Source organism: Sphingomonas sp. LT1P40 (assembly GCF_036663835.1).
GTDB lineage: Bacteria > Pseudomonadota > Alphaproteobacteria > Sphingomonadales > Sphingomonadaceae > Sphingomonas.
The window spans coordinates 658,879-684,660 of the sequence record NZ_JAXOJT010000001.1 but is presented as its reverse complement, the minus strand read 5'-3'; the positions used below and the strand labels follow the sequence as shown (position 1 = coordinate 684,660).

The following is a 25,782-nucleotide window of genomic DNA, read 5'->3' as shown; positions in this document are numbered from 1 at the left end:
ATCGGTCGTGTTTCGACATCGTTAGGGGTGAAAAGCGTTGCGCGCAATTTGCCGATTTGCTCCAAGGGGATGAATGGGGGTTTGGCAATGACAACGGGCGCAACTGCCGCCGCGCAGGGTGCCGCCCCCGCGCCCGGCACCGCCGCGCCATTCGGCGATCCCGCCGCCGTCGATGCCGCGCACCGCACCGTTCGCGCCGACGGCTCGATCCAGTACGACCTCCCTTGGTACAAACCAGAGGCTAATCCACCGCCACGCTGGCTGACCGAACTGATCGATTTGCTCGACCGCTTCGTCAAATGGGTCGGCGATGGCTGGACCGTTCTGATGTGGATCGCCATTGCCGCCGCCGTCATCGCACTGCTGCTTGCGATCTTCCCGGCGGCGCGCGAATGGCTCGCAACACGCTTCATACCGCACCGCGCCGCGACCGCCACCCCGGTCGGCTGGCAACCCGAAGCTAGCGTCGCACGCGCTTTGCTGGACGAGGCTGACCGGCTGGCCGCTTTCGGCCATTATTCCGAAGCCGTCCGACTGATCCTCCACCGCAGCATCGAGGATATCGAACGCTGGCGCGGCGATGCGCTGCGTCCCTCGCTCACCAGCCGCGATATCGCCCGCTTCGACGGCCTGCCCGACCCGGCCCGCAATGTGTTCTCCCGCATCGTCGCCGACGTCGAACGCAGCCTGTTTGCGGGGAACACGCTGGCCGAATCCGACTGGACGCGCGCCCGCGCCGATTATGCCGGGTTCGCGCTGGGCAAGCGGGCATGAGTGCTACCCCCGCCAGCCCGTTCCGCACGCGCACCGTCCTGCTGCTGATCCTGGCGGGATTGGTCATGATGCTCGGCTTCCTGCTGGTCAGCGGCTATGGCGGACTGGTCGAGCGTCAACGCGGCAATGCCCCTAGTCCGGCCTCGCGTTTCGCCACCGGCTTCCACGCGCTCAACCTGCTGATCGAACGTTCCGGCGGTAAGATTACACTGTCCGGCGATCCCGACGCCCGCCCCGACAACGGGCTGCTCATCCTCACCCCGAACCTGGCGACCAAGCCTGCGGAACTGTCCGCCGCGCTTCGGGAAGCGGCTGGCGAAAGCACCCCCGTGCTGATCGTGCTGCCCAAATGGCTGGCGCGCCCGCAAAAACTGCGGCCGGGGCGGGAGGAGCGCGTCGGCACGGTCTCGCCAAAAACCTTGCAGGACATGCTCGCCCCGCTCGCGCAGGTCGCCGTTCGCCACACCGGGAAGGGCGTACTTCGCAGCAATACCAGTTTGGACTTCCCTCCGTTTCGAACCCCCGAAGCGATCCAGTCGATCGCGGGGGACAAGGTCGCAACGCTGATCGCCGCGCCCGATGGCAGCGCCGTGCTCGCCGAAATTCGCGGGACCCACACCTACATCCTCGCCGACCCGGATCTGCTCAATAATCACGCCCTCGCCCACCGCCAGAACGCCCGCGCGGCGATCGCGCTGCTCGCCGCACTCGACCCCGATCATCCCGGGCAGATTACATTCGACACGATGCTCCCTTACGGCGCGGGCGGCCGCAATCTGGTGCAACTGATGTTCGAGCCGCCCTTTGCGGGAGTCACCATCGCGCTGTTCGTCGCGGCGTTGTTGGCGGGTCTCGCCACCCTCTCCCGCTTCGGCCCGCCGCGCCGCGAACCCCGCGCCGTCGCCTTCGGCAAGCGCGCATTGATCGAGAATATCGTCAGCCTCGCCCGTCGAGCCGGTCGCACGCGGGAGGGCGGCGGTGCCTATGCCGATACGATCCGCGACTGGGCCGCACGCCATCTCGCCCTCCCCCGCACGCTTCAAGGCGAGGCACTCGACGCGCATCTGGACAGTCTCAAAACCGAAACACCCTATGCCGCATGGGCATCGCGCACCCGCACCGCTGCAAGCGAGGCGGAACTGCTCCATGCGGCACAGAAACTCGACGATTGGCGAAAGGAAGTGAAGGCATGAACCTCGAAGAGGTCCGCGCATTAGGCGCGGCGATCGATCGTGAGGTGGCAAAAGCGGTGGTCGGCCAGTCCACCGCCACCCGTTACCTGACGATCGCCATGCTCTCCGGCGGCCACGTCCTGCTCGAAGGGGCACCGGGAACCGCCAAGACGCTGCTGGCACAGAGCTTCGCGCGCACGCTCGGCCTCGATTTCGGGCGCATCCAGTTCACGCCCGATCTGATGCCCGGCGACATCATCGGGGCCAGCCTGTTCAACTTCCAGACCTCGTCGTTCCAGCTGACGCGCGGCCCGGTCTTCACCGAACTCCTGCTGGCGGACGAAATCAACCGCACCCCGCCCAAGACTCAGGCGGCGTTGCTTGAGGCGATGCAGGAACGCGCCGTCACGATCGACGGCGAAACGCAAAAACTGTCCGAGCGCTTCACCGTCGTCGCCACGCAAAACCCGATCGAGCAACAGGGCGTCTATCCCCTGCCCGAGGCACAGCTCGACCGTTTCCTGTTCAAACTCGCGATCGACTATCCCGATGAGGAATCCGAACGCGCGATCGTCGCGCAATATGGCACGCGCACCGGCTCGCCGCGCCCGGAGGATAGCGGCGTCGAACAGGTTGCCGATAGCGCCACGCTCACCGCCGCCAGCGAAGCCGTACTCGGCGTGCGGCTGAGCGAGGAGGTCATCGCCTATGTCGTCTCACTGATCCGTGCCACGCGCGGCCATGCTGATCTCGCCAATGGCGCGTCGCCGCGTGCCGCGTCCGCGCTCGCCGCCGCCGCGCGTGCTGCCGCCGCGCTTGAGGGGCGCGATTATGTCATCCCGGATGACGTCAAGCTGCTCGCCGCGCCCTTGCTGCGCCACCGCGTCGTGCTGTCGCCAGCTGCCGAGATCGACGGTCGCCGCGCCGACGATATCGTGGCCCAGCTGATCGACCGGGTCGAGGCCCCTCGATGAGCGCCGCGCCGCTCATCGATCCAGTCGAGGCAACGCGTTGATCGTTCCCACCCAGCGTGCCGTGGTGCTTGCGCTGGCGGCCGCCCCGGTCGGGCTGTTGCTGGGCGTGACCCAGCCCGATGGGTGGCTGATGTCCGTGCTGTGGGTGTTTGCCGTGTGCGTGCTGGTCGCGCTCGACGGCATGATGGCGCGCCCGATCCAAGACGGCGAACTCGCGCTGTCGATTCCCGGCTCGGTCGAGGTCGGCCAGCGCGTCGAGCTGGCCCCGGCGGGCGGCGATGCCCTGCGCTACGCCGCCGACGTCACCGCCCCGCTGGACCCGACCGACAGCCCGCTCGCCTTCACCGCCGCGCGGCGTGGCACGGCGAAGATTAACCGCATCTGGGGCCGCATTTCCGGCCCGCTTGGTCTCGCCTGGCGTCAGCGCAGCCGCGCGGTCGATGCCGAACTGCTCGTCCTCCCCGACCTGCGCCCGGTACGCGAGCAGGGCATGCGCCAATTCCTCAAGAGCCGCCAGTTCGGCACCCGCATCCGTCCCGAAAGCGGCGACGGCACCGAGTTTCAGTCGCTTACCGATTTTCAGCCGGGCATGGAGCGCCGCGCGATCGACTGGAAATCCTCCGCCCGCCACTTCTCACTTCACGCCCGCGAATATCGCACCGAACGCGACAATGCCGTCGTCTTCGCCATCGACTGCGGCCGCGCGATGAGCGAGCCGGTCGATGGCCTGCCCCGCGTCGATCGCGCCGTCTCCGCCGCGTTGCTCGCCGCCTTTGTTGCGCTCAAATCGGGCGACAATGTCCGCCTATTCGGCTTCTCCGGCCGCCCCAGCGCGGATTCCGGCAGCGTGAGCGGCACCAACGGCTTCGCTACGCTCCACCGCACCGCAGCGGGGATCGATTACGGCACCGCGGAGAGCAACTACACCCTTTCGCTAGTCTCGCTCGATCAGCGCCTGCAACGCCGCAGCCTTGTCATCCTGTTCACCGAATTCACCGACCCGACCAGCGCCGAACTGATGATCGCCGCCGCCGCGCGGATGCTCAAACGCCACCGCGTGCTTTTCGTCCTGTTCCACGACACCGAACTCGACGCGATCCTCGATGCCCGACCCGAACAGGGCGACGACATCGTCCGCACCAACGTCGCCCACACTCTGCAACGCGAGCGCCGCATCGTCATCGAGCGCCTCAAACGCCTCGGGATCGACGTCCTCGAAGCGGCCCCCGACGACGTCGCCCTGACCCTCGCCGAACGCTATGTCCGGGATCGCGAACGCCCATGACTGCCCTACAACCAGCCTTTGGCGTCCGCCACTTCCGGACTGAGCGCGAAGCCGACTGGAAGCGGCTCGAAACGCTGCTCGATCTGGTCGAGAAGAAATCCCCGCGCCGCCTCACCAACGACGATCTGGTCGAACTCCCCCGCCTTTACCGCGCCACCCTTTCCGCCCTCTCGATCGCCCGCGAAACCTCGCTCGACGCCTCGATGATCGGTTATCTGGAGAGCCTCTCCACCCGCGCCTATTTCATCCTCTACGGTTGCCGCGACTCCTCGTGGCGACAGATCGGCGGCTTCTTCGCGGGCGGCTGGTCGGCCGCCGTGCGCGGCATCTTCGCGGAAACGCTGCTGATCGCCGCGCTGTTCTTCGCCAGCGCCATCGCGGGCTATTTTCTCGTGCTCGGCGACCCCGCCTGGTTCGCCGCAATCATCCCGCCCGAAATGGCCGGTGGCCGCGATATGGCGGCGACCACAGATCATCTGCGCTCCACCCTCTACGACCGCCCAAACAGCGGCGGGCTGGAGATTTTCGCCACCTATCTCTTCACCCACAATGCCCAGATTTCGATCATGGCGTTCGCTTTGGGCTTCGCCTTCGGCATCCCGACCCTGTTCCTGATCGCCTCCAACGGCGTGCTGCTCGGCGCGATGTATGCGGTTTTCATCCCGAAGGGCCTCGCCTTCGGCTTCACTGGCTGGCTCTTGATCCACGGCTCGACCGAATTGTCCGCGATCATCCTTGCGGGCGGCGCGGGTCTGCATATCGGCCGTGCCGTCGCCTTCCCCGGCGCCCGCAGCCGCATGGCGGCGGCGGGCGAAGCGGGACGGCGCGGCGCGCTGGTGATGATCGGCGTCGTCATCATGCTGCTTGTCGCGGGCCTGCTCGAAGGGTTCGCGCGCCAGCTCATCACAGCCGATGTCGCCCGCTACGCCATCGCCGCGACGATGTTCGCGATCTGGGTCGGCTATTTCGCGCTTGTGGGACGCAGCAGGCATGGCTGAGCGTAAGAAGAAGCCCACGGGACCGGAGCGCCGCATCCGCGAACTGGTTACGCCAGAGGGGGTGAAGCTGCACATCCGCCTCGGCGGCGCGGGCGCACGCGCGGGGGCATTCACCATCGACGCGGTCATCATGCTCGTCGGGCTGATCGCGCTGACGATCGTGGCCTATATGATCCTGGGCGAAAGCAGCGCCGCCGGGCCGGCTGCAATCATCTGGCTGCTCGGCTTCTTCCTGCTGCGGAATTTCTACTTCACCCTGTTCGAGAGCGGCGCGCGCGCCGCCACACCGGGCAAGCGTGCGCTCAAGCTACGCGTCGTCGCGCGCGATGGCGGGCGATTGACCGGCGGCGCGATCCTCGCCCGCAATCTGATGCGCGAGGTCGAAATCTTCCTCCCCCTGATCTTCATCGCTACCGCTCAGGCACAGGGATTCAGCAACCGCTGGCTCGCACTGTTCGGCTTTGGCTGGACGGCGATCTTCATGTTCATGCCCGTGTTCAACCGCGATAGGCTTCGCGCTGGCGATCTGCTTGCCGGAACCTGGATCGTCGAGAATGAGCGCCCGAAGATCGCGCCCGACCTTCTCGCCGCAAATGACGGTGCCGCGATCGACGCCTACGCCTTCACCGCCGAAGAGCTCGCCACCTATGGCCAGTTCGAGGTTCAGCGTCTCGAGGACGTCCTCCACCGCGACGATCCCGATACGATCACCACCGTCGCGGGCGTCATCCGCCGCAAGATCGGCCGCAGGGACGACGGCGACGATCGCGCCTTTCTCGACGCCTATTACGCCGCCGCGCGGCTCCATCTCGAACGCCGCCTGCTGTTCGGCCAGCGCAAGCGAGACAAGTTCGATTCGGCGAGTTAAGGGGCAATCATGACCGACACCCCCAGCACTTCAGGCCGCGATACCGCAGGCGTCATCGCCCCACCGCCGCTGATCTTCCTCGCCTTCCTGATTGCTGGAGTTGCGCTAGAATATGGCGTCGTCCGCACGCAGGGCCTCGATATGCCCGCGTCGCTGCGCTGGACCGCCGTGGCGCTGTTCGCGCTCGCCGGTGCTGCCTTCATCGCCGCCGCCGTGCGCAATTTCGGCAAGGCCGGCACCCCGCCCCCGCCATGGCAACCGACCACGGCGCTGGTCGTCACCGGCATCTACCGCTTCACCCGCAACCCGATGTATCTCGGCATGACCCTGCTCTACATCGCGCTCGGCATCGCGGCGAACGCGCCCGTGGTCTTCTGGCTGCTGATCCCGCTCATCATGACGATCCACTACGGTGTCATCGTCCGCGAGGAACGCTACATGGCCGCGAAGTTCGGCACGCCGTACATCGACTACGCCCACCGCGTCCCGCGCTGGCTGTAATCCTGATGCAGACAATCTACATCGATTGCACAGGTGTCGTTTCAACCCAAGAGTTCTGGCAGCGTTACCTAAATGCAGTTCAACCAGAGAGTGCAGATTTCTTCGGACGCAATCTGGATGCGTTCTGGGACGCGATCGAAGGTGGTGGCCCGGGTTGGCCCGGAGAAGTGAAGCTAAGCTTCACAAACACGAGCCATTTAAGCGCGCTTCGACTTGATAGCGGCGTTTCGTTCCTAGGAGAGCTGCAACGCATCGCCAGCGAGACTACTCAAACCGAAATTGAACTGGTTTGATTAGACTGTCCTGACGACGACTAAATCAGCCTCAGCCCTCACGCTTCCCAAAGAAATGCTCGACGATATGCTCCGCGATCCGCGCCGGGCGCAGCGTCTGGGCGTCGATGCAGCACCAGCTCGACTTCACCTCGGCCAGCACTTCGTCGCCACGCCGGATGATCGTCTCGTAAAAGGCGCGCACCCCCTGCACCTTTTCCAGCAGCACCGTCGCCACGACCTCGTCGTTCAGGAAGGCGGGCTTTCGGTACGTAATCTCATGCTTCAGCGCGACCCACAGATGGCTCGCCACTTCCTCGGCAGGGGCCAGCTTCTGCCAATGGCCCAACACCGCCGCCTGTACCCATTTCAGGTAACTGGCATTGTTGACATGCCCCATGAAATCGATGTCCGCCGGATCGACGGGGATCGGAAACTCGAACGGGGCTGCGGTCTGGTTCACGAATTGACCTTAACGTAAACCACCGCCGAACGCGAGCGCGATTATTCGCGGAACGCGGTGCGCCCCACACGCGTGATCGGGTTCAGGATATATTGCAGGATCGTGCGCTTGTCCCCCAGCACATCGACTTCCGCGACCATGCCCGGCGTAATCGCGCGCGGCTGCCCCCGTGGATCGCGCAGGATGTTGGTCGTGGTCCGCACGCGTGCGATATAGAAGGTGCTGCCGTCCTGCTCGTTGGTCACCGCATCGGGCGAAATCGCCACGACCTCCCCGTCCAGCGCGCCATAAACCGCCCGGTCATAGGCCGTGACCGACACCCGCGCCTTCTGCCCCATCGTGACAAACGCAATGTCCTGGGGCCGGATCTGCACTTCGATCAGCAACCCGTCCTCGGCGGGAACGATCTCGACCAGAGGCTGTGCCGGCTGCACCGTTCCGCCGCGCGTCGTCACCAGCACGCGGTTGATCTGGCCGTTCAGCGGTGATCGCACCACCGTCCGGTCCAGCCGCGCTTGCAACGCCGGCAGCCCCACGCTGCGCGCCGACTGCTCGGCCTGCGCCGCCGCCAGCTCGTTCGCCGCCGTCGCGCGCCAGTCCTGCCGCACCGCGTTCAGCGACGCCGCCGCCTCCGCCACCGCCGCGCTGGCGCGTGAAATCCCGGTCAGCGCGCCCGCTGTCTCCGCCTCGGCCGATCGCGCCGCGCTTTCCGCCTGGATCAGGCTCAGCCGCGGTTCGATGCCACGCTCGACCAACGGCCGCACCAATGTCACCTCCGACCGCCGCGCCTCTGCCACCGCGCGCCGCGCGTCCCATGCCGACTGCGCCTCGCTCACCATCCGCCGCGCCTGTGTCAGCCGGGCATTACCCGCCGCCGTCCGCGCCGACAGATCGGCCATACGCGATGCGTGCAGCGCCTGCTCGATCCGCAGCTGCTGTGCCATCGTCGCATCCACCGCGGCGGGGTAGTTAGGCGACGTCCCACGCACCTCCGCCTCCAGCCGCGCGATCTTCATGCCGAGCGCGCCCGTCGTCGCCTGTCCGCTGCCCAGCTCGCCGCCGGTCAGCGTCGCGTCCAGCCGGATTAGCGGATCGCCGCGCTTCACACGCTGTCCGGTACGCACCAGGATCGCATCGATGATCCCGCCCTCCAGATTGGACACGACCTGCAACTGCGAACTCGGCATCACCTTGCCCATGCCGCGCACGGTACGCTCCAGCTCGGTCAGCGCCGCCCAGATCGTGAACAGCACGAAAAATCCGACGATGAACCACAGCAACAGGTTCGACCCGGCACGCGGCTTCAGCCGGTCGGGAATATCTTCCAGATGCATCAGGCGACCGCCTTCGGGGGTGAGAGCTTGCGCAATACCGCGTCGCGCGGTCCGTCCATCATCACCTTGCCAGCATCGAGCACGATGATGCGGTCGACCAGCTGCATCAACTGCGGCCGATGGGTGATGAGGACCAGGGTCCGCCCCTTCAGCTCCACTGCCAGCCGTTGAAGCAATGCGCTTTCCGACTGCGAATCCATTGCACTCGTCGGCTCGTCGAGCACCACCAGTTGCGGCTTGCCCACCAGCGCACGTGCCAGCGCAATCGCCTGCCGCTGCCCGCCTGACAGCCCTTCGCCGCGATCGGCCAGTCGCAGATCATAGCCATTGGCGGTGCGCCCGACGAACTGGTGTGCGCCCGACAATTCGGACACGCGCATCAGTTCGGCATCGTCCACGCCCTCACGCCCCAGCACGATATTCTCGCGGATCGTGCCGGTCAGCAGCACGCTTTCCTGCAATGCCGCGCCCATCCCGCGACGAAATGACGTATCCAGCTGGCGGATATCGGTGCCGTCCAGCATCACCAGCCCATCCTCGGGCGGGTATAGCCCCAGGATCAGCCGCGCGAGCGTCGACTTGCCCGACCCCACCCGGCCCAGCACCGCAACGCGCTCGCCCGGCTCGATCTTCAGGCTGACTTCGTTCAACGACGGCTCCGCCGCGCCGGGATAGCGGAAGGTGACGTTGCGCAGCTCGATCCCGCCCTGCGGGGCCGCCAGCTTGATGCCCTCACCCACCGGTCCCTCGACCGGCTGATCCATCAGCGCCTTGATCTGGCGATAGGCGGTCTTGGTCGCGGTCAGGCGCGACAGCAATTGCGCGATCTGTCCCAGCGGCGCGATCGCGCGGCTGCCCAGAATCGAGCACGCAATCAACGCACCCATCGTCATGTTGCCCGCACCGATTTCGAACACGCCGACGATGACGATCCCGCTATAGGCGATCACCCCCGCCGATCCGGCAAAGGTAGTGGCGATCGCCGCCACCATGCGCTGTCGCATCGAACTGTCCGACTGATGCTCGACCGCATCCATCCAGCGTCCCGCGAGCAACGGACCCGCGCCCGCCGCCTTCACCGTCTCCAGCCCGCCAATCGTCTCGACCAGCACCGATTGCTTCACCAGCCCCTCGCGCATCGACTGCGCGGTCAGCCGGTCGAGCGCAGGCTGAGTCAACCAGCCGACCAGGATCACCAGCGGCACCAGGATCGCCGGGACCAGCGCGACCGGCCCGCCGATCAGCGCGATCACCACCAATGTCAGCAGGATGAAGGGTACATCGACCACCGCCAGCAGCGTCGCCGACGCGAAGAAATCGCGGATCGCCTCCAGCTCGCGCATCAGCCCGGCCATCGCACCGGTCGATCCTTTTTTCAGTTCCAGCCGCATCGCCAGCAGCCGCCCGAACACATTGCCGCCAACGTCGCGGTCGATATCGGCACCCGCTATGTCCACGAAATAGGCGCGCAGCATTTTCAGAATGAAGTCGAACACCAGGATGATGATCAGCCCGATCGTTAGCCCGATCAGCGACGAGATCGCGTTGTTCGGCAACACGCGGTCATAGACGATCATCGAAAAAAGCGAGGTCAGCAGCGTGAAGATATTGACCAGCGCCGCCGCCAGCGCGACTTTCCAATAGGTCGCCGAGTTCCGCCGCATCGGCTCGAGCAGCCACGGCGCAAAGCGTGGCTTGGGATCTTCGACCAGATGTTCGCCATTCACCGGCCATTCTCCCACAGCCCGGTGTCGATGCGCAGATGCGGCAGCAACTTGCCCGTCCGTGACAATAGCGCGTAACGCGCCGCATCCAGCTCCGACAGGCCCTGAATGTACGCGGTGGCACTCTCGAAATAGGCGTCCTCGGCGGCCAGCACGTCGAACAATGTCCCTCGCGCCGCACGAAACCGCTCGACGATCGCATCGCGCGAACGCCGCGCCGCCATATAGGATCGCGTCAGCGCGGCGAGTTGCTCCTCCAGCGCCTCGACATCGCTATAGGCGATGGCGGCATCGCGCTCGGCCTCTTCGCGCACGCGGTCGGCACGCGCCTGTTGCGCGCGCGATCGTGCCGCAGCCTGTTGCACGCGCGCAGGCCCGCCGCCGAACAGCTGATAACGCAACGTGACGGACGCGCGCACGTCGTAATCGCGGCGATCCTCCAACAGGCCATAGCGGCCCGCGTCGATACCGACGCCGATCACCGGCAGCTGGTCGCGCACGACCGCACTGGCTTCCTTCCGGGCGGCCTTTGCCAGCTCGTTCGCACTCTCGACCGCCGGGTTCTGCCCGGCCGCGGCCGTCGCCGCATCGCGCGAGGCGATCATGCGCGGTGCGGCGGGCGCGCGTTGCAGCCCGTCCGGTGCTTCCGCCCCGGTCAGTTCGCGATAGCGCGCCTCGGCGCTCGCCAGCCGTCGGCGAAACTGCGCTTCACGCGTTTCAGCCTGGGCGATGGCGCTGTCGATCCGGGCGATGTCGGTTTCCGCCGCCACACCCTGTTTCACCCGCTCCTGCAGTGCCTCGCGCAGCTTCTGTTCGCCCTCGCGGAACGATTGCGTCAGCGCGACCAGCGCGCGAAAGCCGAACACGTCATACCAGGACGCGACCGTCGCCAGCGCGACGCGATCCGCGCTCGCCTTGGCATCCGCCGATGCCGCGCGCAGCCGCGCCCCAGCCGCCGTCATCCGCACCGCGCCCGCGCCCCAGTCGATCGCGGTCTGGTTCAGGCTCAGAATCGCGTCGGTGCGCGTGTCGGGGCGCGACCGCTCGACGATATTGTCCAGCTGGTTGTCGAACTCGCGCGCCAGCACGCGATACTTGCTGATGCTCGCCTCGCCGCGTGGCAACCGTGCCCAGATCGCCTCGTCGACGCCTGCCCGCGCCTCATCGGTGATCGCCAGTGCTTCGGCGATCGAGGGGTGCCGCCGCACCGCCGCTTCGACATTGTCCCGAAACGCGATTTCGGGCGCGAATCGCTCGCTCAGGCCCAGCACGGGATCGCCCGCAAAGTCGATCGACAGCGGCTGGCCCTGCGGCGGCGGCAGCCGGTCCTGCGCGCGCAAAGCGCTGGCGGTCAGCGCACAGGTCGCAGCCAGCGTCATCGCGCCAAAATTTACCCAACCCCGGAACACGTTCAGGCACTTAGCTGGCAGTTTTACCTTTGGCTACGCCCTCTATGCACCAGTTTGAGATCGAACGGTTGAAAGCCTTTTAGAAAAAGCGGTATGGCGTGGAAAAATAGAGGAGGATGCCCGTGACCCAATCGCTTCCAGCAGAAGCCCGTCAGCTGATCTCGACCGTCACCCAGGATGGCGCGCTCGAACTTACCCTTCACCCCGCCCCCGTGCCACAGCCCGCCGGGGACGAAGTGCTGATCCGCATCGAGGCGACCCCGATCAACCCTTCCGACCTCGCCGTGATGCTCAGCGTGGCGGACGCCAACGCCTTTACCTCGATCGGTGTTGGTGCCCGCGCCGAAATCCCGGAAGCCCTTCGCCGCCACGTCGCGGTGCGTGCGGGCAAACCGATCCCGATCGGCAACGAAGGGGCCGGAACCATCGTCGCGGCGGGTGACGATCCAGCGGCACAGTCGCTGCTCGGCAAGGTCGTCGCGGTCGCCGGTGGCGGCTGCTACGCGCAATATCGCATCGCCCGCGCCCGCGACTGCCTCGTCCTGCCGGACGGCGTCAGCGCAGAGGAAGGCGCATCGTCCTTCGTCAATCCGATGACCACGCTCGGCATGATCGGCACGATGCGCCGCGAGGGGTATAAGGGGATCGTCCACACCGCCGCCGCCTCCAATCTCGGGCAAATGCTGGTCAAGCTAACCCGCAGCGAAGGCGTGCCGTTGGTCAACATCGTTCGCAGCGAGACGCAGGCGACGTTACTCCGCGAACTCGGCGCGACCCATGTCATCGACAGCAGCGCGCCAGACTTCATGGCCAGTCTGACCGAGGCGATCGCCGAAACCGAAGCCTATCTGGCCTTCGACGCGATCGGCGGCGGACGCCTCGCCGGACAGATCCTCACCGCGATGGAAACCGCTGCGGTCCGCACCAACCCGGCCAACGGCCCCTATGGCTCAACCCAGATGAAGCAGGTCTATATCTATGGCGGCCTCAGCACCGCACCGACCGAGATCAACCGCGGCTTCGGCATGAAATGGGGCATCGGCGGTTGGCTGCTGACGCCGTATCTGCAACTCGCCGGCCCCGAGGAAATCGGCCGCATGCGCACCAAGGTCGCGGCCGAGATCCGCACCACCTTCGCCAGCGCCTACACCAGCCGTATCTCGCTCGACGAAGCCGTCAAGCCCGACATCATCGCCGCCTACAACCGTCGCGCGACCGGTGAGAAATATCTGATCCTCCCGCAGGCGTGATCAGACCGCGAGTTCCTTGAGTAATATCTGGGGGTCGGCCAGCTTCGCCACATCGGGCGACAGCCGGTCGACCACCAGCTTGCGCCCCTGTACATAATCCTTGGTCGCGTTGACGCAGTCGAGTGCGATCACGCGACCTTCCTTCAGGTAGATTACCGAAAAACTGCGTGTCGCCGGATCGCCGCGCACGACTGTCGCATCGAACCTGGTCGACAGCCCGACCGTCTGCAATTTCAGGTCATACTGGTTCGACCAGAACCACGGCACCGCGTCATAGGCCAATTCCGCGCCCATGATCGTCTTGGCCACCAATGTCGCCTGATCGTTGGCATTCTGCACCGATTCCAGCCGGATCGGCATCCCGTCGGCAAAGCCGTTAGAATGCAGCGCACAATCCCCGATCGCATAAATATCGGGCAGCGATGTGCGGCACTGCGCATCCACCGCCACGCCATTGCCGCCCTCGGCACCCGCAGCGATCAGCGGTTCGACCGCCGGAATGATGCCGATGCCCACGATCACCATTTGCGCAGGGATCACCTCCCCGTCGTGCATCCGAACGCCGCTGACCCTGCCTGAACCCTCGATGCAGTCGACCGCCACGCCCAGCCGCACGTCGACGCCATGCGCGCGATGCTCTGCCTCGTAAAAGCGCGACAGCGGCTCCCCCGCCACCCGCGCCAGCACGCGGTCCAGCGCTTCCAGCAGCACGACCTTCTTGCCGAACTTCGCCAGCACCGCCGCCGCCTCCAGCCCGATATAGCCGCCGCCGATCACCACCGCCTGCGTCACACCCGCCATCTCGGCCGTCATGCGGTCGGCATCGGCCCGCGTGCGCACCGTATGCACGCCAATCAAGTCGTTGCCCGCACAGCCAATCCGGCGCGGCGACCCGCCGGTGGCCCAGATCAGTTGGCCGTAGCCGATCGTTGCGCCATCCGCCGTTGTGACACTGTGCGCCTCCGGATCGACCGTCACCACGCGCCGGTTCAGCAACATCGCCACCCCGCGCTCGTCCCAGAACGCTGCGGGCCGGATCAAAATCCGCTCGAACGCCTTGTCGCCCGACAGATATTCCTTGGACAGCGGCGGCCGCTCATAGGGCAATTCCGGCTCGTCGCCGACGATTGCGATCGTGCCCTCGAACTTCGCCTGACGCAGCGCAATCGCCGCCTGCGCCCCGCCATGTCCGGCACCCACGATCACGATATCATAGTGCATCCGTCCGCTCCCACGCTCTTTGGCAGCGCGGGTAGCAGCGGCAACATCCTGCCGCAAAGAAGAATAGCGGCAGGTTCGTGTCAGAACATGTTGTCATTCTGCTCAGGCGGCGGCGAAAAGGGTGATTTGCGAGCACCGGAGCGCAGCGTGCTTAAGGCACGTGAGCACCGGAGCGGAGTAAATCGCGCTTTGCAGCCCCGCAAGGGCTGAATGACAACATGTTCTAAGCCATCGCCATCAAACTCGCATTGCCCCCCGCCGCCGTCGTGTTGATCGAGGTCGAAACCTCCTCCAGCAACCAGTCGAGCCGCGGCTCGCCCGCCTGCGCCAGCACGATCGGCCCCGGCATTTCGGCGATCGCCGCCAGCGCCGCCTGCCGCGTCGCCGCATCGCCCTCGATCAGCGCGCCGCCATACGGCCCGGCCGCCTGCCAGTCCTCGACCGCACGAACCCGAGCCGCGACGCGCGCGGGGAGTGCCGCCAGCAAGCCACGCAACCCAGTTGCGCCACCAACGACCGCCTCGTTCCCCGTCGCCAGCACCGCCGTAATCTGCTGTAACAGCCCTTCCCACGTCTGCGGCAGCAACAGGATGCGTCCACGCGGGTGCAGCGTGTAGAGGTTCGTCTCCCCCACCGGCCCCGGCAATTCGACCTGCGCGCCCAGCAGCGAAGCTTCGCCCGCCGCGCGCACCGCATCGCTGTCGCCATTCGCGTCCAGCCACAGCGCCAGATCGCGCAACGCCGGATCGGCGGCGGTGGAATCGATCCCCGCCGGCACGGTTGCCGCCTGCACCAACCGCCCCAGATACAGCGGTCCGCCCGCCTTTGGCCCGGTGCCGGAGAGCCCGCGCCCGCCAAACGGCTGCACCCCGACCACCGCGCCGATGATGTTGCGGTTGATGTAGAGGTTCCCCGCCTCCACCCGCTGCGTCACATGCTCGATCGTCTCGTCCAGCCGCGTGTGCAGCCCGAACGTCAGGCCATAGCCTGTCGCGTTGATCGCATCGATCACCCGATCCAGATCGCGGCGCTGGTAGCGAACGACATGCAACACCGGCCCGAACACTTCGCGCTCCAGATCGGCGATGCTGTCCAGCTCGATGATCGTCGGCGGCACGAACGTCCCCTGCGCGGTCTCTCCCGCCAGTTCGATCTGCTCGACCGCGCGGCCCATACCGCGCATCCGTTCGATATGCTTTTCGATATTTCCCTTTGCCTCAGCGGTGATGACCGGGCCGATATCGGTGCTTACCGCATCGGTGCGCCCGATCGACAATTCGTGCAGCGCGCCCTTCAGCATCGCCAGCACGCGATCCGCCACATCGGCCTGCACGCACAATATGCGCAGCGCCGAACAACGCTGTCCCGCGCTGTCGAACGCCGACGCGATCACGTCCGCCACCACCTGCTCCGCCAGCGCCGATGAATCGACGATCATCGCATTTTGTCCGCCAGTCTCCGCAATGAAGGGCACCGGCGCGCCATCCGTCGTCAACCGCTTCGCCAACTCCTTCTGGATGATCCGCGCGACCTCGGTCGACCCGGTGAACATCACCCCCTGCGTGCCGCTCGCCGAGACCAGCGCCGCCCCGATCGCGCCGTCGCCCGGCACGAACTGAAGCACCTCAGCCGGAACCCCCGCCTCATGCAGCATCGCCACGCCCTGCGCCGCGATCAGCGGCGTTTCCTCGGCGGGCTTGGCCAGCACCGGATTCCCCGCGACTAAGGCAGCCGCGACCTGACCAATGAAAATGGCCAGCGGGAAATTCCACGGGCTGATGCACACCACCGGTCCCAGCGGCTTGTGCGCCGCACCCAAAGTCGCCCGCGCCTGCTGTGCATAATAACGCAGGAAATCGATGCCCTCGCGCACCTCGGCAATCGCATTCGGCGCGGATTTCCCCGCTTCGCGCATGATGAGGCCCAGCAGGATCGGCATGCGGTCCTGCATCAGGTCGGCCGCGCGATCCAGGCATGCAGCCCGCTCGACCGGCGACACCGCCGCCCACTCAACTGCCACGGCCCCGGCTGCATCCACCGCCGCCCGCGCCGCATCGGCACTGACCTCGACAACCGTGCCGACGACATCCTTGCCGTCAGCCGGGTTATATACCGGCCGCGACGTGCCGAGACGATGCCCCGCCTCCGCCGCCCATCCCGCCGCCGCGCTTGCCTCCAGCGCCTCGCCCAGCGCCGCCAGCACCGTCTCGTCCGACAGGTCCAGCCCAGCCGAATTGGCGCGTTCGCCATAGAGATCGGGGGGCAGCGCGATCAGCGGATGCTTCGCCCCCACCACATCCATCGACCGCACCGCATCGACCGGATCGGCCACCAGGTCCGCCACCGAAACCTCGGGATCGGCGATGCGATTGACGAAGGACGAGTTCGCCCCATTCTCCAGCAACCGCCGAACCAGATAGGCCAGCAACGTCTCATGCGTCCCCACCGGCGCATAAATGCGGCACGGGCGGTTGAGTTTGTCCGCCCCGACCACCTCGTCATACAGCGGCTCGCCCATCCCGTGCAGGCACTGAAACTCATAGTCCCCAACCACGAAATCGGGTCCGGCAATCTCGTAAATTGTTGCCAGCGTCTGCGCATTATGCGTCGCAAACTGCGGAAAAACCCTGTCTTTCGCCGCCAGCAACTTTCGCGCACATGCGATGTAGGCGACGTCGGTATGCACCTTGCGCGTATATACCGGAAAGTCCGGCAACCCGTCCACCTGCGCCCGCTTGATCTCGGCATCCCAATAGGCGCCCTTGACCAGCCGAACCATGATCCGCCGCCCCGCCCGGTCCGCCAGATCGACGATCCAGTCGATCACGAACGGACAGCGCTTGCCATAGGCCTGCACCACGAACCCCAACCCGTTCCAGCCCGTCAGATCAGGATCGAGCGCCAATGCCTCCAGCAGGTCGAGCGACAGCTCCAGCCGATCCGCTTCCTCCGCATCGATGTTGAACCCGATATCATAGCCCTTGGCGATCACCGCCAGCGCCTTCACGCGCGGCAACAGCTCGGCCATCACCCGCCCCGCCTGCGCACGGACATAACGCGGGTGCAGCGCCGACAGCTTGATCGAAATCCCCGGCCCGCCGACCACACCGCGCCCCGCTGACGCCGTACCGATCGCGTTCACGGCATTCTCGTAATCGCGGTAATAGCGGTCGGCGTCTGCCATCGTCGTCGCCGCCTCGCCCAGCATGTCATAGCTATACTGGAACCCGCGCGCCTCCAGCGGACGCGCCTGCTTCAGCGCCTCGGCAATCGTCTCGCCGGTCACGAACTGCTCGCCCATCATCCGCATCGCCATGTCGACGCCGCGGCGGATCACCGGCTCCCCCGCCCGCGCGATCAGCCGCGTCAGCGCCGCACCCAACCCGGCGTCATTGACGCTCCCGGTCAGCTTGCCGGTCACCACCAGCCCCCAGGTCGCGGCATTGACGAACAGCGACCGACCGTCACCGACATGGCTTTTCCAGTCGCCATCCGAAATCTTGTCGCGGATCAGCGCGTCGCGTGTCGCCGCATCGGGAATCCGCAGCAACGCCTCGGCCAAGCACATCAGCGCCACGCCCTCCTGGCTCGACAGCGCATATTCCTGAACAAGCCCTTCGACCCCGGTGCCCTTATGCTTCGCCCGCAACGCTGTAATCAGCGTCCCAGCCGTCGCCTTCGCCGCCTCGCGCGTCCCCTCGGGCAGCGTTGCCTGCGCGACCAAAGGGACCAGACATTCGGGTTCCGGGCGGCGATAGGCGGCGGTAATCGCGGTGCGCAGTGGCGTCTGTGGGCTGACGGGCGGTGCGAAGCTGGCGAAATAGGTCATGGCTCACCCTGTCGAACGAAGCGAATGCGCCATGCTATCAGCATTCAGCATGGCGATTGGACTTTTGAAACGCTTTAGGCGTATCAATCGCATCTCATTTTCGACTATCGACAGGCAATATGCCCACACAAGCCCTCGATCACAGCGATCTTGACCTGTTCGACCGCAAGATCGTCGATATCCTGCGGCACGACGGGCGCATCTCGATCACCGATCTCGCCGCGCGCGTCGGCCTGTCCAAAACGCCGTGTCAGGTCCGCGTCAAACGCCTCATCGCCAACGGTACGATCCGCGGCTTTCGCGCGATCGTCGATCCCGTCCGCCTCGGTCTCGATCACGTCGCCTTTGCGGAGGTCAAACTGTCCGACACGCGCGAGGAAGCACTGGAGGCATTCCGCCGCGCCGTCCTCAAAATCCCGGAGGTGGAGGAATGCCATATGATCGCCAGCAGCTTCGACTATCTGCTGAAAGTCCGCACCGCCGATATCCGCCGCTATCGTGCGGTGCTGGGCGAGCATATCTCAAGCCTTCCCTATGTTGCGAGCACGTCCACATTCGTGGCGATGGAGACGATTCGAGACGCCGCCACGTAGTTGCCAAATCAAGGCAAAATCCCGCCCGCCTTGAATAAAGCGATGCAAAGGTGTATCTTCGATATCGCTACAGTCGCAAATCGACGGTTTTTGGAGCTTTGCGGCCCCCACTTCCTTCTTTCTGCATTCCCTGCAGCATCCCGGTGCCGACGAGCGGCCCGGACCCGAAGAAGGAATATCCCATGGCCATCACCGGCACCGTCAAATTCTTCAACGCTGACAAGGGCTATGGCTTCATCGCACCTGATGAAGGTGGCGGCGACGCATTTGTCCATATTTCGGCGTTGGAGCAGTCGGGCATGGGCACACTGACGCAGGACCAGCGCGTCAGCTATGACCTCGAGCCGGACCGCAAGGGCAAGATGGCCGCCGTCAACATCCAGAGCGCCTGACACTCAGCACGCTTTGAAGCCGGGCGCCGCGTGATGCGGCGTCCAGTCTTTTCTTCAGCGAGGCTGCCCATATGACCCAGAATACCTATCGCCAGCATGCCGAACGCGCCCGCGCAGAAGCTGACTCGGCCACTTTAGACAATGTCCGCGATCGCTCGCTGCGTGCCGAAGCCGCATGGCTGGCCATGGCGCAGCGACAGGAAACCGTCGATCGCGCGCGCGCTGTGCGCGAGGCATCGACCAATACCCCTCAACAGGAACCAGCATGAATTTGAACAGCATTTTGTTACGTGACCGCCGCTTCGACGGATTCTCGAAGACCAGACCGACCCATTCGCCCGTCTCCGATCGCCGCATGGCCGCCATTGCGCGCGCCGCCGCGATCGAAGTTCTGGGCTGACGACATGAACCGCTCCGCGCCCTTCCAACGATCGGCGCGGACCGACCCTCCGGCCCCACCGCCCCGCTTCTTGCGGCGCGCGGTTGCAGCGGGAGAAATCTGATCCACCCCGATATCCTCATAGCGCTGGTTTGCATTGTCGTGCTTGCTGCGGCGGCGCTTTGCACGCGCGCGTTGATCAAGCACCGCGCCCGTCAGCACAGCCGCGACATCCGCAACGATCGTTCGTGGCGCTGGATGGACCGGCACGGCAAGGGCGACTAAACTGCTGTTTGAAATGGTAGCGAAGGAGGGACTTGAACCCCCGACCTATGGATTATGATTCCACCGCTCTAACCAACTGAGCTACTTCGCCCTACCAAGGCGGCCCGGCCAAATGGCGCGGGCGAGGGGCGCACATAAGTGGCGTTGCCGGGGCGGTCAAGCGAACATGTGCCGCGAAATCGGCTCCCACGGTCCGCCGCGATACCACCATGCCCCCAGTCCGGCGATCTCGACCTCGCGCGGACGAAAATCCTTTGCCAGTGCACCTAGCAACAGCTTTGCCATCGAAGGTGCGACCTTGTTCTGGATCGTAACATGCGGCCGCCATCCGCCCGCATCCTGCGGCGTCAGCATCCCCGCAAACGCATCGCATAATTCGTGCCGGATCGCGGTCAAGCCGGGCGACTCGATCCGCACCGCCACACCACGCCCCAGCGACATCAGCCCTGCGGCGCGCGCAACCGGTGCCCGCAGCCCCCGCGTGAGGCCCGTCAGCCGGTGCTTCAGCTCGTGCTCCGCCGACGGCGGCAAATGATGAAATAGCGTCAGATGCGCGTCGAGCACGTTACGCTCGGGCGGAAAATGCTCGCGCCGCAGGGCGTCGAACACTGCCTGATCCGATCTGCCCATCAGCGCCGTCACGATGATCGGCGCGGGAACCTTCAAATTTCCACCTGGCTGCCCAACTCGACCACGCGGTTCGTCGGCAACCGGAAAAACTCCATTGCACTTTCGGCGTTGCGCAGCATCCACGCGAACAGCTTCTCGCGCCAGATCCGCATCCCCGGCCGCTCGGACGGCAACAGCGTCTGGCGCGAGAGGAAGAAGCTGGTGTCCATCATGTTGAACGCACCGCCGCACACGCCGCCGGTGCCCTGCCCGGCACTGCTCAGCGCGCCCGGCACATCGGCCTCCTGCATGAAGCCGTAATACATCATCATGCGGTGGAACCCCTGCCCCAGATCATCCAGCTTCACCCGCTTTTCCTCCGGCACATAGGGCACGTCGGCGATCTTCACGGTCAGCAGGATCACCCGCTCGTGCAGCACCTTGTTATGCTTGAGGTTGTGGAGCAGCGCATGCGGCACCCCTTCCGGCGTCGATGTCATGAACACCGCCGTCCCCGGTACGCGCGTGGCCGAACCTGCGGCGGACTGGATGAACACCTTGATCGGCATCGCCCCCTCCCGCATCCGCGCCACCATCAGCCGGCGACCCTTGGCCCATGTGGTCAGCAGGATGAAGATGACCACGCCCGCGAACAGCGGGAACCAGCCCCCGTCCGGCACCTTGGTCAGGTTGGCGGTGAAATAGGCCAGATCGATCAGGAAAAACACCGAAAGCAGCGGGATCGCGTAGCGCTTCTTCCACTTCCACAGCGTGAACAGCACCACCGCCAAAAGGCAATTGTCGATCAGCATCGCCCCGGTCACCGCGATACCATAAGCGGCGGTCAGGTTGGACGAGGACTGGAAGGTCAGCACCAGGATGATAATCATCGCCAGCAACAGCCAGTTTATCAGCGGAATATAAATCTGCCCCGCCGTCGACTCGCTGGTGTGCGTGATCCGCAAACGCGGGATAAAGCCCAGCTGGATGCCCTGCTGAGTCACCGAAAAAGCCCCGGTAATCACCGCCTGCGATGCGATGATCGCGGCCATCGTCGCCAGCCCCACCAGCGGCAGTCGCAGCCATTCGGGGGCAAGCATATAGAATGGACTCTGGATCGCCGTCGCGTCGCGCATCAGCAACGCGCCCTGCCCCATATAGTTGAGCATCAGCGCGGGCAGCACGAACCACAGCCACGAGATGCGGATCGGCTTGCGCCCGAAATGCCCCATATCGGCGTACAGCGCCTCGGCACCGGTCACCGCCAGCACGACCGCACCCAGCGCCAGAAATGCCGCGAGGCCATCGGTCAGGAAGAAGTTCACCGCATATATGGGCGAGAATGCCCACAGAATTTCCGGCGTCTGCGCCGCGCTCAGCACGCCCAGCGTGGCGATCGTCGCAAAATAGATCAGCATGATCGGCCCGAACAGCGTCCCTACGCGCTCGGTCCCGCTGCGCTGGATCGAGAACAACAGCACCAGCAGCCCGATCGCGATCGGGATGATCCAGTTTGAGAAAGCGGGGGCGGCCACCGCGATGCCCTCTACCGCCGACAGCACCGAAACCGCAGGGGTAATCATCGAATCGCCATAGAATAGCGCGGTTGCGAACACGCCCAGGATCACGATCCCCGCCGTCCATCTTTTCTGCCCGCTGACGCTGTTAATAAGCGCCAATAGCGCAAGGCTGCCGCCCTCGCCCTTGTTGTCCGCGCGCATGATGATCGTGACATATTTCAGCGTCACGATCAGCAGCATCGACCAGAACATCAGGCTGATGACGCCCATGATGTGGAGTTCGTCGAGCGCCAGCGGATGATGCCCGGCAAAGGCCTCCCGAAACGCGTAAAGCGGGCTGGTGCCGATATCGCCGAATACGATGCCGATCGCGCCCACTACCAGCTTGGCAATGGCCTTGTCGCGGCCATGGGCATGGGGCTGATCTGTCTCGGATTCGGGAATCGGGCCGCTGGCCTGATCGGGGCTCATGAGGGGACTTTACGTACCATGACGAGTGACGAAAACCTCATGTCAGACCGGTTGCCTGTCCGTTGAAACAGGCGCGCCGTTAGCATGCGCAGCAATGGCCCGCAACTGAACCCATTGCACGGGTCCCCTTACCCCCTTGGCTGGAACAGTGCGTCTGCCTCGCTGCGTGTGGGCACCGAACGCAGCACGAAACTGGAACTGATCTTCACCACGCCCGGAAGTCGCCCCATTTTCTCACGATGAAGCCGTTCGTAATCGTCCAGATCGCGGCACAGCACTTTCAGGCGATAATCGTACCCGCCCGACACCAGCGCGCACTCCACCACGCCGTCGATCTCCGCCACCGCACGCTCGAACCGCGCCAGATCCTCATCCACCTCGGTCCCCAGCGTGATGTCGACCATCGCCGTTACGCTGAACCCCAGCCGCCGCAGCCCCAGTCGCGCGCCATAACCCTGAATATGCCCCGACGCCTCCAGCGCCTGAATCCGGCGCGTACAGGCCGATTGCGACAGCCCTACCTGTGCGGCAATCTGGCTGACGGGAGCACGTGCATTGCCCGACAGCAATTTGAGGATCGCAGCGTCAATCCTGTCCATTTTGCATGATATCCCTGTTACTGCTCGATTTTCAGCATATTCATGTCTCAAGCCCATTCATAGCACATAACTTTGCACAGATTCACGGGCATGTTTCGGGATATCAGCCGCTCACAATAAAATCGGAGAGATCGTCATGCGCGTCGGTGTGCCAAAGGAAATCAAGAACCACGAATATCGCGTCGGCCTGACCCCACCGCTGGTGTCCGAACTGACCGCCGCCGGGCATGAGGTCGTCGTCGAGACCAACGCTGGCATGGGCATCGATTTCGAGGATTCGGACTATGTCGACGCCGGCGCGCGCATCGTCGCCACCGCAGCCGAGGTATTCGCCCAGTCCGACATGATCGTGAAGGTAAAGGAACCGCAGCCGCAGGAAATCGCTCTGCTGGAATCGCGCCACACGCTGTTCACCTACCTCCACCTCGCCGCCGACAAGGCACAGGCCGAGGGACTGATGAAGTCCGGCGCGACCTGCATCGCCTATGAAACCGTCACCGCCCACGACCGCAGTCTGCCCCTGCTGAAGCCGATGAGCGAAGTCGCCGGCCGCATGTCCGTCCAAGTGGGCGCGCATTACCTCGAAAAGGAACAGGGCGGTCGCGGCGTCTTGCTCGGCGGCGTTCCCGGTGTCGCGCCAGCACGTGTTGCTATCCTTGGTGGCGGCGTCTCCGGCATCAACGCCGCACAGATGGCGACGGGCCTGCGCGCCGACGTCACCATTTACGACATCAACAACACCCGCCTCGCCGAGCTCGACATGCATTTCGGCAGCCAGATCAAGACCGCCTATGCCAGCAAGTCGGCGATCGCAGCGGCAGTCAAGAACGCGCATCTCGTCATCGGCGCGGTCCTCGTCCCCGGCGCGGCGGCCCCGAAGCTCGTCACCCGCGAGATGCTCAAGACGATGAAGCGCGGCAGCGTGCTGGTCGATATTGCGATCGATCAGGGCGGCTGTTTCGAATCCAGCCATGCCACCACGCATGACGACCCGGTCTATGAAGTCGACGGCGTCATCCATTACTGCGTCGCAAACATGCCTGGCGCAGTCGCGCGCACCAGCACATTCGCGCTCAACAATGCAACTTTGCCGTTCGTGATGCGTCTGGCCAATCTGGGTGCGGAAGCTGCAATGGCCGCCGATCCGCATCTCGCCAACGGTCTCAACGTCTATCGCGGCGGCATCACCCACGAAGCCGTCGCCGAAGCACTCGATCTGCCTTTCACGGCCTGGCAGCCGTAACCGGGGTTCCGCCGTCCCCTCCCCCCCTCCCTTGGGGGCGGCGGGCACCCTGTCCTAAGGACCCACGAACCACAGCGTCGTGACAAGCATTCGATAATAGCTGCGTTTTCGATTCCGCTCGTTCAGCAGAATGGAATCGCGCGAAGAATCTGCCAGACGTTTCGTCAATCGGGTAGCTGCAAGTCGATGATAGGCCAGCGCCTCCGCCGGTTTTTCATGGAACAATAGCAGCGTTCCGAACTCCGCCATCGCACCGATCAGGCTGCCGTCGGTCGGTGACAACCGTTTGGTATAGGTTGCCAGCGATTCACGCCGCAGCCGCTCATCTTCGTCATGCCGACCCACCTGGTGCAGGAACATTGCGAGCAGCTTTTGCTGGCCAGCATAGGTCATGTCCTCGTTGCCGCTGACCTTGGCCATCGCTGCCATCGATTCTTCCATGACCGTTAGGCCGCCGCGCTCGTCGCCGAGTTCCCACCGCACCTGCCCCAGCTGAAACGCCACGGCCACGGTTTGCGGATGCCCCGCACCCTTCAGCGCGACATACATCACATGGGAGCGACCGAACATCTTGGCCGCCTCCTTAAACTTTCCCGAAGCGAGGAGCGTGCCTGCCAGATTAAAGTAGGTCATTGGCGTAAGGACATGCTTATCGCCATGCGTCTTAACGAAGATCGACAACGCCTTGCGGTAAATCGGTTCGGCATCGTCGTAGCGGGCCTGGGCATCCAGGTTGAGCCCCAACATGCGATAGGCGCGTCCCGTTTCGGCGTCATTGTCACCCCACAGCTGGATCGCGACGCCCAATGCTCGACGAAGCGTCTCATCGGCCTCAGCATTACGGCCGGCGTTGTATTGAACGACCCCAAGCCCCTCATAAGCCCGGTATTCGCCATCCCGATCCTTGAGCGATCGGGCGATCGTCAACGCGCGGGCGAATGCGTTTCCGGCGGCATCGAATTCGCGCCGGTCCGACAGATTCCAGCCCAGATTGTGCAGCGCGATCCGTTTGTCGTGATCGGCATTGGCCAGTCCATCATAGATTTCGATCGCGCGCGCATAATAGGACGCGCCTTCCGGCAGGCTCCCCAGCTCGGCAACCGCAGTGCCAAGCAGATTATAGGCTTGCCCCAGTTCGATCGTGGGGGGTACCGACGCGGCCTTGGCAACGGCAATGGCCCGCGCCGCATAGCGCTCGACAATCGCAGGTTCGCCTTTGGTGAACGCATCGCCAGCCGCCTTGACCAGCGTTGACAGGCACGTCGCCGGCGCATCTTGCACCGTTACGCACGCCTCTGTGTCCAGCGGCACCTGCGCCGCTGTAGCAGCGACCGGCGTCAGAATCATCGCGCCTGCGGTTATAAGCCAGAATCGCATGCGGCGAGGCTGCGCCGGTGACCGGCAAACCACAACTGACAAACACCATCGCAGCTTGCTCTTTTCCACCTTTGGCAGTAAGGCGCGCCCGTCCGACGAGCAGGTGCTCGCGGAGGGCGGCGCGGAGATTCATTCTCACGCGCCATTTTCGCTTTCATGCAAAGCGCTAAGGAACCTCCAACCCGCGCCTGTTCAACGGATGCCGTGATCGACATTCGGTCGCCACGGCAATTCGGCCTT

General features: G+C 64.9%; 24 protein-coding genes and 1 tRNA gene. 13 read left to right on the top strand and 12 right to left on the bottom strand.

What is annotated here, in order from left to right:
* Positions 1 to 87: 87 nt before the first annotated feature.
* From U1702_RS03180 to U1702_RS03145, 8 genes are read left to right on the top strand one after another with little or no spacing between them, the layout of a single operon-like run.
* Positions 88 to 774 carry a hypothetical protein gene (locus U1702_RS03180; RefSeq protein ID WP_332721981.1) on the top strand — a complete coding sequence of 229 codons (687 nt, stop codon included), beginning with the start codon at positions 88 to 90 and terminating at the stop codon, positions 772 to 774.
* Positions 771 to 1,967 carry a hypothetical protein gene (locus U1702_RS03175; RefSeq protein ID WP_332721980.1) on the top strand — a complete coding sequence of 399 codons (1,197 nt, stop codon included), beginning with the start codon at positions 771 to 773 and terminating at the stop codon, positions 1,965 to 1,967. Before U1702_RS03180 ends, U1702_RS03175 begins: the two co-directional genes overlap by 4 nt.
* Positions 1,964 to 2,920, top strand: coding sequence for an AAA family ATPase (locus U1702_RS03170; RefSeq protein WP_332721978.1), 957 nt, complete (start codon positions 1,964 to 1,966; stop codon positions 2,918 to 2,920). Before U1702_RS03175 ends, U1702_RS03170 begins: the two co-directional genes overlap by 4 nt.
* A gap of 37 nt (positions 2,921 to 2,957) precedes the next feature.
* On the top strand, positions 2,958 to 4,205 hold the full coding sequence (locus U1702_RS03165) for a DUF58 domain-containing protein (RefSeq protein WP_332721975.1): 1,248 nt from the start codon (positions 2,958 to 2,960) through the stop codon (positions 4,203 to 4,205).
* Positions 4,202 to 5,203, top strand: coding sequence for a stage II sporulation protein M (locus U1702_RS03160; protein ID WP_332721973.1), 1,002 nt, complete (start codon positions 4,202 to 4,204; stop codon positions 5,201 to 5,203). Before U1702_RS03165 ends, U1702_RS03160 begins: the two co-directional genes overlap by 4 nt.
* Positions 5,196 to 6,071 (top strand): RDD family protein, encoded by an 876-nt coding sequence (locus U1702_RS03155; protein ID WP_332721972.1) that lies wholly within the window; start codon positions 5,196 to 5,198, stop codon positions 6,069 to 6,071. The genes U1702_RS03160 and U1702_RS03155 overlap by 8 nt, the downstream gene beginning before the upstream one ends.
* Positions 6,072 to 6,080: 9 nt before the next feature.
* Positions 6,081 to 6,572 carry a methyltransferase family protein gene (locus U1702_RS03150; RefSeq protein WP_332721970.1) on the top strand — a complete coding sequence of 164 codons (492 nt, stop codon included), beginning with the start codon at positions 6,081 to 6,083 and terminating at the stop codon, positions 6,570 to 6,572.
* 5 nt (positions 6,573 to 6,577) lie between these two features.
* On the top strand, positions 6,578 to 6,865 hold the full coding sequence (locus U1702_RS03145) for a barstar family protein (protein WP_332721968.1): 288 nt from the start codon (positions 6,578 to 6,580) through the stop codon (positions 6,863 to 6,865).
* Between the two features lie 31 nt (positions 6,866 to 6,896).
* Here the strand turns inward: U1702_RS03145 and U1702_RS03140 are convergent, their stop codons facing one another.
* From U1702_RS03140 to U1702_RS03125, 4 genes are read right to left on the bottom strand one after another with little or no spacing between them, the layout of a single operon-like run.
* Positions 6,897 to 7,307 carry an acyl-CoA thioesterase gene (locus U1702_RS03140; protein WP_332721966.1) on the bottom strand — a complete coding sequence of 137 codons (411 nt, stop codon included), beginning with the start codon at positions 7,305 to 7,307 and terminating at the stop codon, positions 6,897 to 6,899.
* Between the two features lie 41 nt (positions 7,308 to 7,348).
* On the bottom strand, positions 7,349 to 8,641 hold the full coding sequence (locus U1702_RS03135; RefSeq protein WP_332721964.1) for an HlyD family type I secretion periplasmic adaptor subunit: 1,293 nt from the start codon (positions 8,639 to 8,641) through the stop codon (positions 7,349 to 7,351).
* Complete coding sequence (locus U1702_RS03130; protein WP_332721962.1) at positions 8,641 to 10,368, bottom strand: type I secretion system permease/ATPase; 1,728 nt, start codon at positions 10,366 to 10,368, stop codon at positions 8,641 to 8,643. Before U1702_RS03130 ends, U1702_RS03135 begins: the two co-directional genes overlap by 1 nt.
* Positions 10,365 to 11,744, bottom strand: coding sequence for a TolC family protein (locus U1702_RS03125; protein WP_332721960.1), 1,380 nt, complete (start codon positions 11,742 to 11,744; stop codon positions 10,365 to 10,367). Before U1702_RS03125 ends, U1702_RS03130 begins: the two co-directional genes overlap by 4 nt.
* 152 nt (positions 11,745 to 11,896) lie before the next feature.
* On the opposite strand from U1702_RS03125, the gene U1702_RS03120 reads away from it, so the two are divergent.
* Positions 11,897 to 13,024: a zinc-binding dehydrogenase gene (locus U1702_RS03120; RefSeq protein ID WP_332721958.1), complete on the top strand. Its 1,128-nt coding sequence runs from the start codon at positions 11,897 to 11,899 to the stop codon at positions 13,022 to 13,024.
* Here the strand turns inward: U1702_RS03120 and U1702_RS03115 are convergent, their stop codons facing one another.
* Both U1702_RS03115 and putA read right to left on the bottom strand, forming a co-directional pair.
* Positions 13,025 to 14,245: an NAD(P)/FAD-dependent oxidoreductase gene (locus U1702_RS03115; protein WP_332721956.1), complete on the bottom strand. Its 1,221-nt coding sequence runs from the start codon at positions 14,243 to 14,245 to the stop codon at positions 13,025 to 13,027. It lies immediately after the preceding gene.
* A 223-nt stretch (positions 14,246 to 14,468) separates the two neighbouring features.
* Positions 14,469 to 18,074 (bottom strand): trifunctional transcriptional regulator/proline dehydrogenase/L-glutamate gamma-semialdehyde dehydrogenase, encoded by a 3,606-nt coding sequence (putA, locus tag U1702_RS03110; protein ID WP_332721954.1) that lies wholly within the window; start codon positions 18,072 to 18,074, stop codon positions 14,469 to 14,471.
* A gap of 119 nt (positions 18,075 to 18,193) precedes the next feature.
* On the opposite strand from putA, the gene U1702_RS03105 reads away from it, so the two are divergent.
* The 3 genes from U1702_RS03105 to U1702_RS03095 all read left to right on the top strand — a co-directional run bounded on the left by U1702_RS03105 (position 18,194) and on the right by U1702_RS03095 (position 19,328).
* Complete coding sequence (locus tag U1702_RS03105; protein WP_332721952.1) at positions 18,194 to 18,667, top strand: Lrp/AsnC family transcriptional regulator; 474 nt, start codon at positions 18,194 to 18,196, stop codon at positions 18,665 to 18,667.
* Between the two features lie 182 nt (positions 18,668 to 18,849).
* Entirely contained in the window at positions 18,850 to 19,059 is a 210-nt protein-coding gene (locus U1702_RS03100; protein WP_332721950.1) for a cold-shock protein, read from the top strand.
* A gap of 71 nt (positions 19,060 to 19,130) precedes the next feature.
* The gene (locus tag U1702_RS03095; protein WP_332721948.1) at positions 19,131 to 19,328 is read left to right on the top strand and encodes a hypothetical protein; all 198 of its coding nucleotides are present in this window, start codon (positions 19,131 to 19,133) and stop codon (positions 19,326 to 19,328) included.
* Positions 19,329 to 19,345: 17 nt separating this feature from the next.
* On the opposite strand, the gene U1702_RS03090 is transcribed toward U1702_RS03095, so the two are convergent.
* The 5 genes from U1702_RS03090 to U1702_RS03070 all read right to left on the bottom strand — a co-directional run bounded on the left by U1702_RS03090 (position 19,346) and on the right by U1702_RS03070 (position 22,922).
* Positions 19,346 to 19,660 (bottom strand): hypothetical protein, encoded by a 315-nt coding sequence (locus U1702_RS03090; protein WP_332721947.1) that lies wholly within the window; start codon positions 19,658 to 19,660, stop codon positions 19,346 to 19,348.
* Between the two features lie 77 nt (positions 19,661 to 19,737).
* Positions 19,738 to 19,814, bottom strand: a tRNA-Met gene (locus U1702_RS03085).
* A gap of 65 nt (positions 19,815 to 19,879) precedes the next feature.
* Positions 19,880 to 20,353 (bottom strand): 2'-5' RNA ligase family protein, encoded by a 474-nt coding sequence (locus U1702_RS03080; RefSeq protein WP_332724551.1) that lies wholly within the window; start codon positions 20,351 to 20,353, stop codon positions 19,880 to 19,882.
* Between the two features lie 32 nt (positions 20,354 to 20,385).
* Positions 20,386 to 22,323, bottom strand: a complete 1,938-nt coding sequence (locus tag U1702_RS03075; RefSeq protein ID WP_332721945.1) for a potassium transporter Kup — start codon at positions 22,321 to 22,323, stop codon at positions 20,386 to 20,388.
* A 128-nt stretch (positions 22,324 to 22,451) separates the two neighbouring features.
* Positions 22,452 to 22,922 carry an Lrp/AsnC family transcriptional regulator gene (locus U1702_RS03070; protein ID WP_332721944.1) on the bottom strand — a complete coding sequence of 157 codons (471 nt, stop codon included), beginning with the start codon at positions 22,920 to 22,922 and terminating at the stop codon, positions 22,452 to 22,454.
* A 136-nt stretch (positions 22,923 to 23,058) separates the two neighbouring features.
* On the opposite strand from U1702_RS03070, the gene ald reads away from it, so the two are divergent.
* Positions 23,059 to 24,165, top strand: coding sequence for an alanine dehydrogenase (ald, locus tag U1702_RS03065; protein ID WP_332721942.1), 1,107 nt, complete (start codon positions 23,059 to 23,061; stop codon positions 24,163 to 24,165).
* Between the two features lie 54 nt (positions 24,166 to 24,219).
* Here the strand turns inward: ald and U1702_RS03060 are convergent, their stop codons facing one another.
* Entirely contained in the window at positions 24,220 to 25,611 is a 1,392-nt protein-coding gene (locus U1702_RS03060) for a tetratricopeptide repeat protein (RefSeq protein WP_332721940.1), read from the bottom strand.
* Between the last annotated feature and the right edge of the window lie 171 nt (positions 25,612 to 25,782).

Coding starts and splice junctions, on each gene's coding strand:
- U1702_RS03080 (WP_332724551.1), bottom strand. CDS start 20,353: ATGGGCAGATCGGATCAGGCAGTGTTCGACGCCCTGCGGCGCGAGCAT.
- U1702_RS03180 (WP_332721981.1), top strand. CDS start 88: ATGACAACGGGCGCAACTGCCGCCGCGCAGGGTGCCGCCCCCGCGCCC.
- U1702_RS03160 (WP_332721973.1), top strand. CDS start 4,202: ATGACTGCCCTACAACCAGCCTTTGGCGTCCGCCACTTCCGGACTGAG.
- U1702_RS03175 (WP_332721980.1), top strand. CDS start 771: ATGAGTGCTACCCCCGCCAGCCCGTTCCGCACGCGCACCGTCCTGCTG.
- U1702_RS03075 (WP_332721945.1), bottom strand. CDS start 22,323: ATGAGCCCCGATCAGGCCAGCGGCCCGATTCCCGAATCCGAGACAGAT.
- U1702_RS03095 (WP_332721948.1), top strand. CDS start 19,131: ATGACCCAGAATACCTATCGCCAGCATGCCGAACGCGCCCGCGCAGAA.
- U1702_RS03105 (WP_332721952.1), top strand. CDS start 18,194: ATGCCCACACAAGCCCTCGATCACAGCGATCTTGACCTGTTCGACCGC.
- U1702_RS03125 (WP_332721960.1), bottom strand. CDS start 11,744: ATGACGCTGGCTGCGACCTGTGCGCTGACCGCCAGCGCTTTGCGCGCG.
- U1702_RS03145 (WP_332721968.1), top strand. CDS start 6,578: ATGCAGACAATCTACATCGATTGCACAGGTGTCGTTTCAACCCAAGAG.
- U1702_RS03135 (WP_332721964.1), bottom strand. CDS start 8,641: ATGCATCTGGAAGATATTCCCGACCGGCTGAAGCCGCGTGCCGGGTCG.
- U1702_RS03100 (WP_332721950.1), top strand. CDS start 18,850: ATGGCCATCACCGGCACCGTCAAATTCTTCAACGCTGACAAGGGCTAT.
- U1702_RS03070 (WP_332721944.1), bottom strand. CDS start 22,922: ATGGACAGGATTGACGCTGCGATCCTCAAATTGCTGTCGGGCAATGCA.
- U1702_RS03150 (WP_332721970.1), top strand. CDS start 6,081: ATGACCGACACCCCCAGCACTTCAGGCCGCGATACCGCAGGCGTCATC.
- ald (WP_332721942.1), top strand. CDS start 23,059: ATGCGCGTCGGTGTGCCAAAGGAAATCAAGAACCACGAATATCGCGTC.
- U1702_RS03170 (WP_332721978.1), top strand. CDS start 1,964: ATGAACCTCGAAGAGGTCCGCGCATTAGGCGCGGCGATCGATCGTGAG.
- U1702_RS03155 (WP_332721972.1), top strand. CDS start 5,196: ATGGCTGAGCGTAAGAAGAAGCCCACGGGACCGGAGCGCCGCATCCGC.
- U1702_RS03115 (WP_332721956.1), bottom strand. CDS start 14,245: ATGCACTATGATATCGTGATCGTGGGTGCCGGACATGGCGGGGCGCAG.
- putA (WP_332721954.1), bottom strand. CDS start 18,074: ATGACCTATTTCGCCAGCTTCGCACCGCCCGTCAGCCCACAGACGCCA.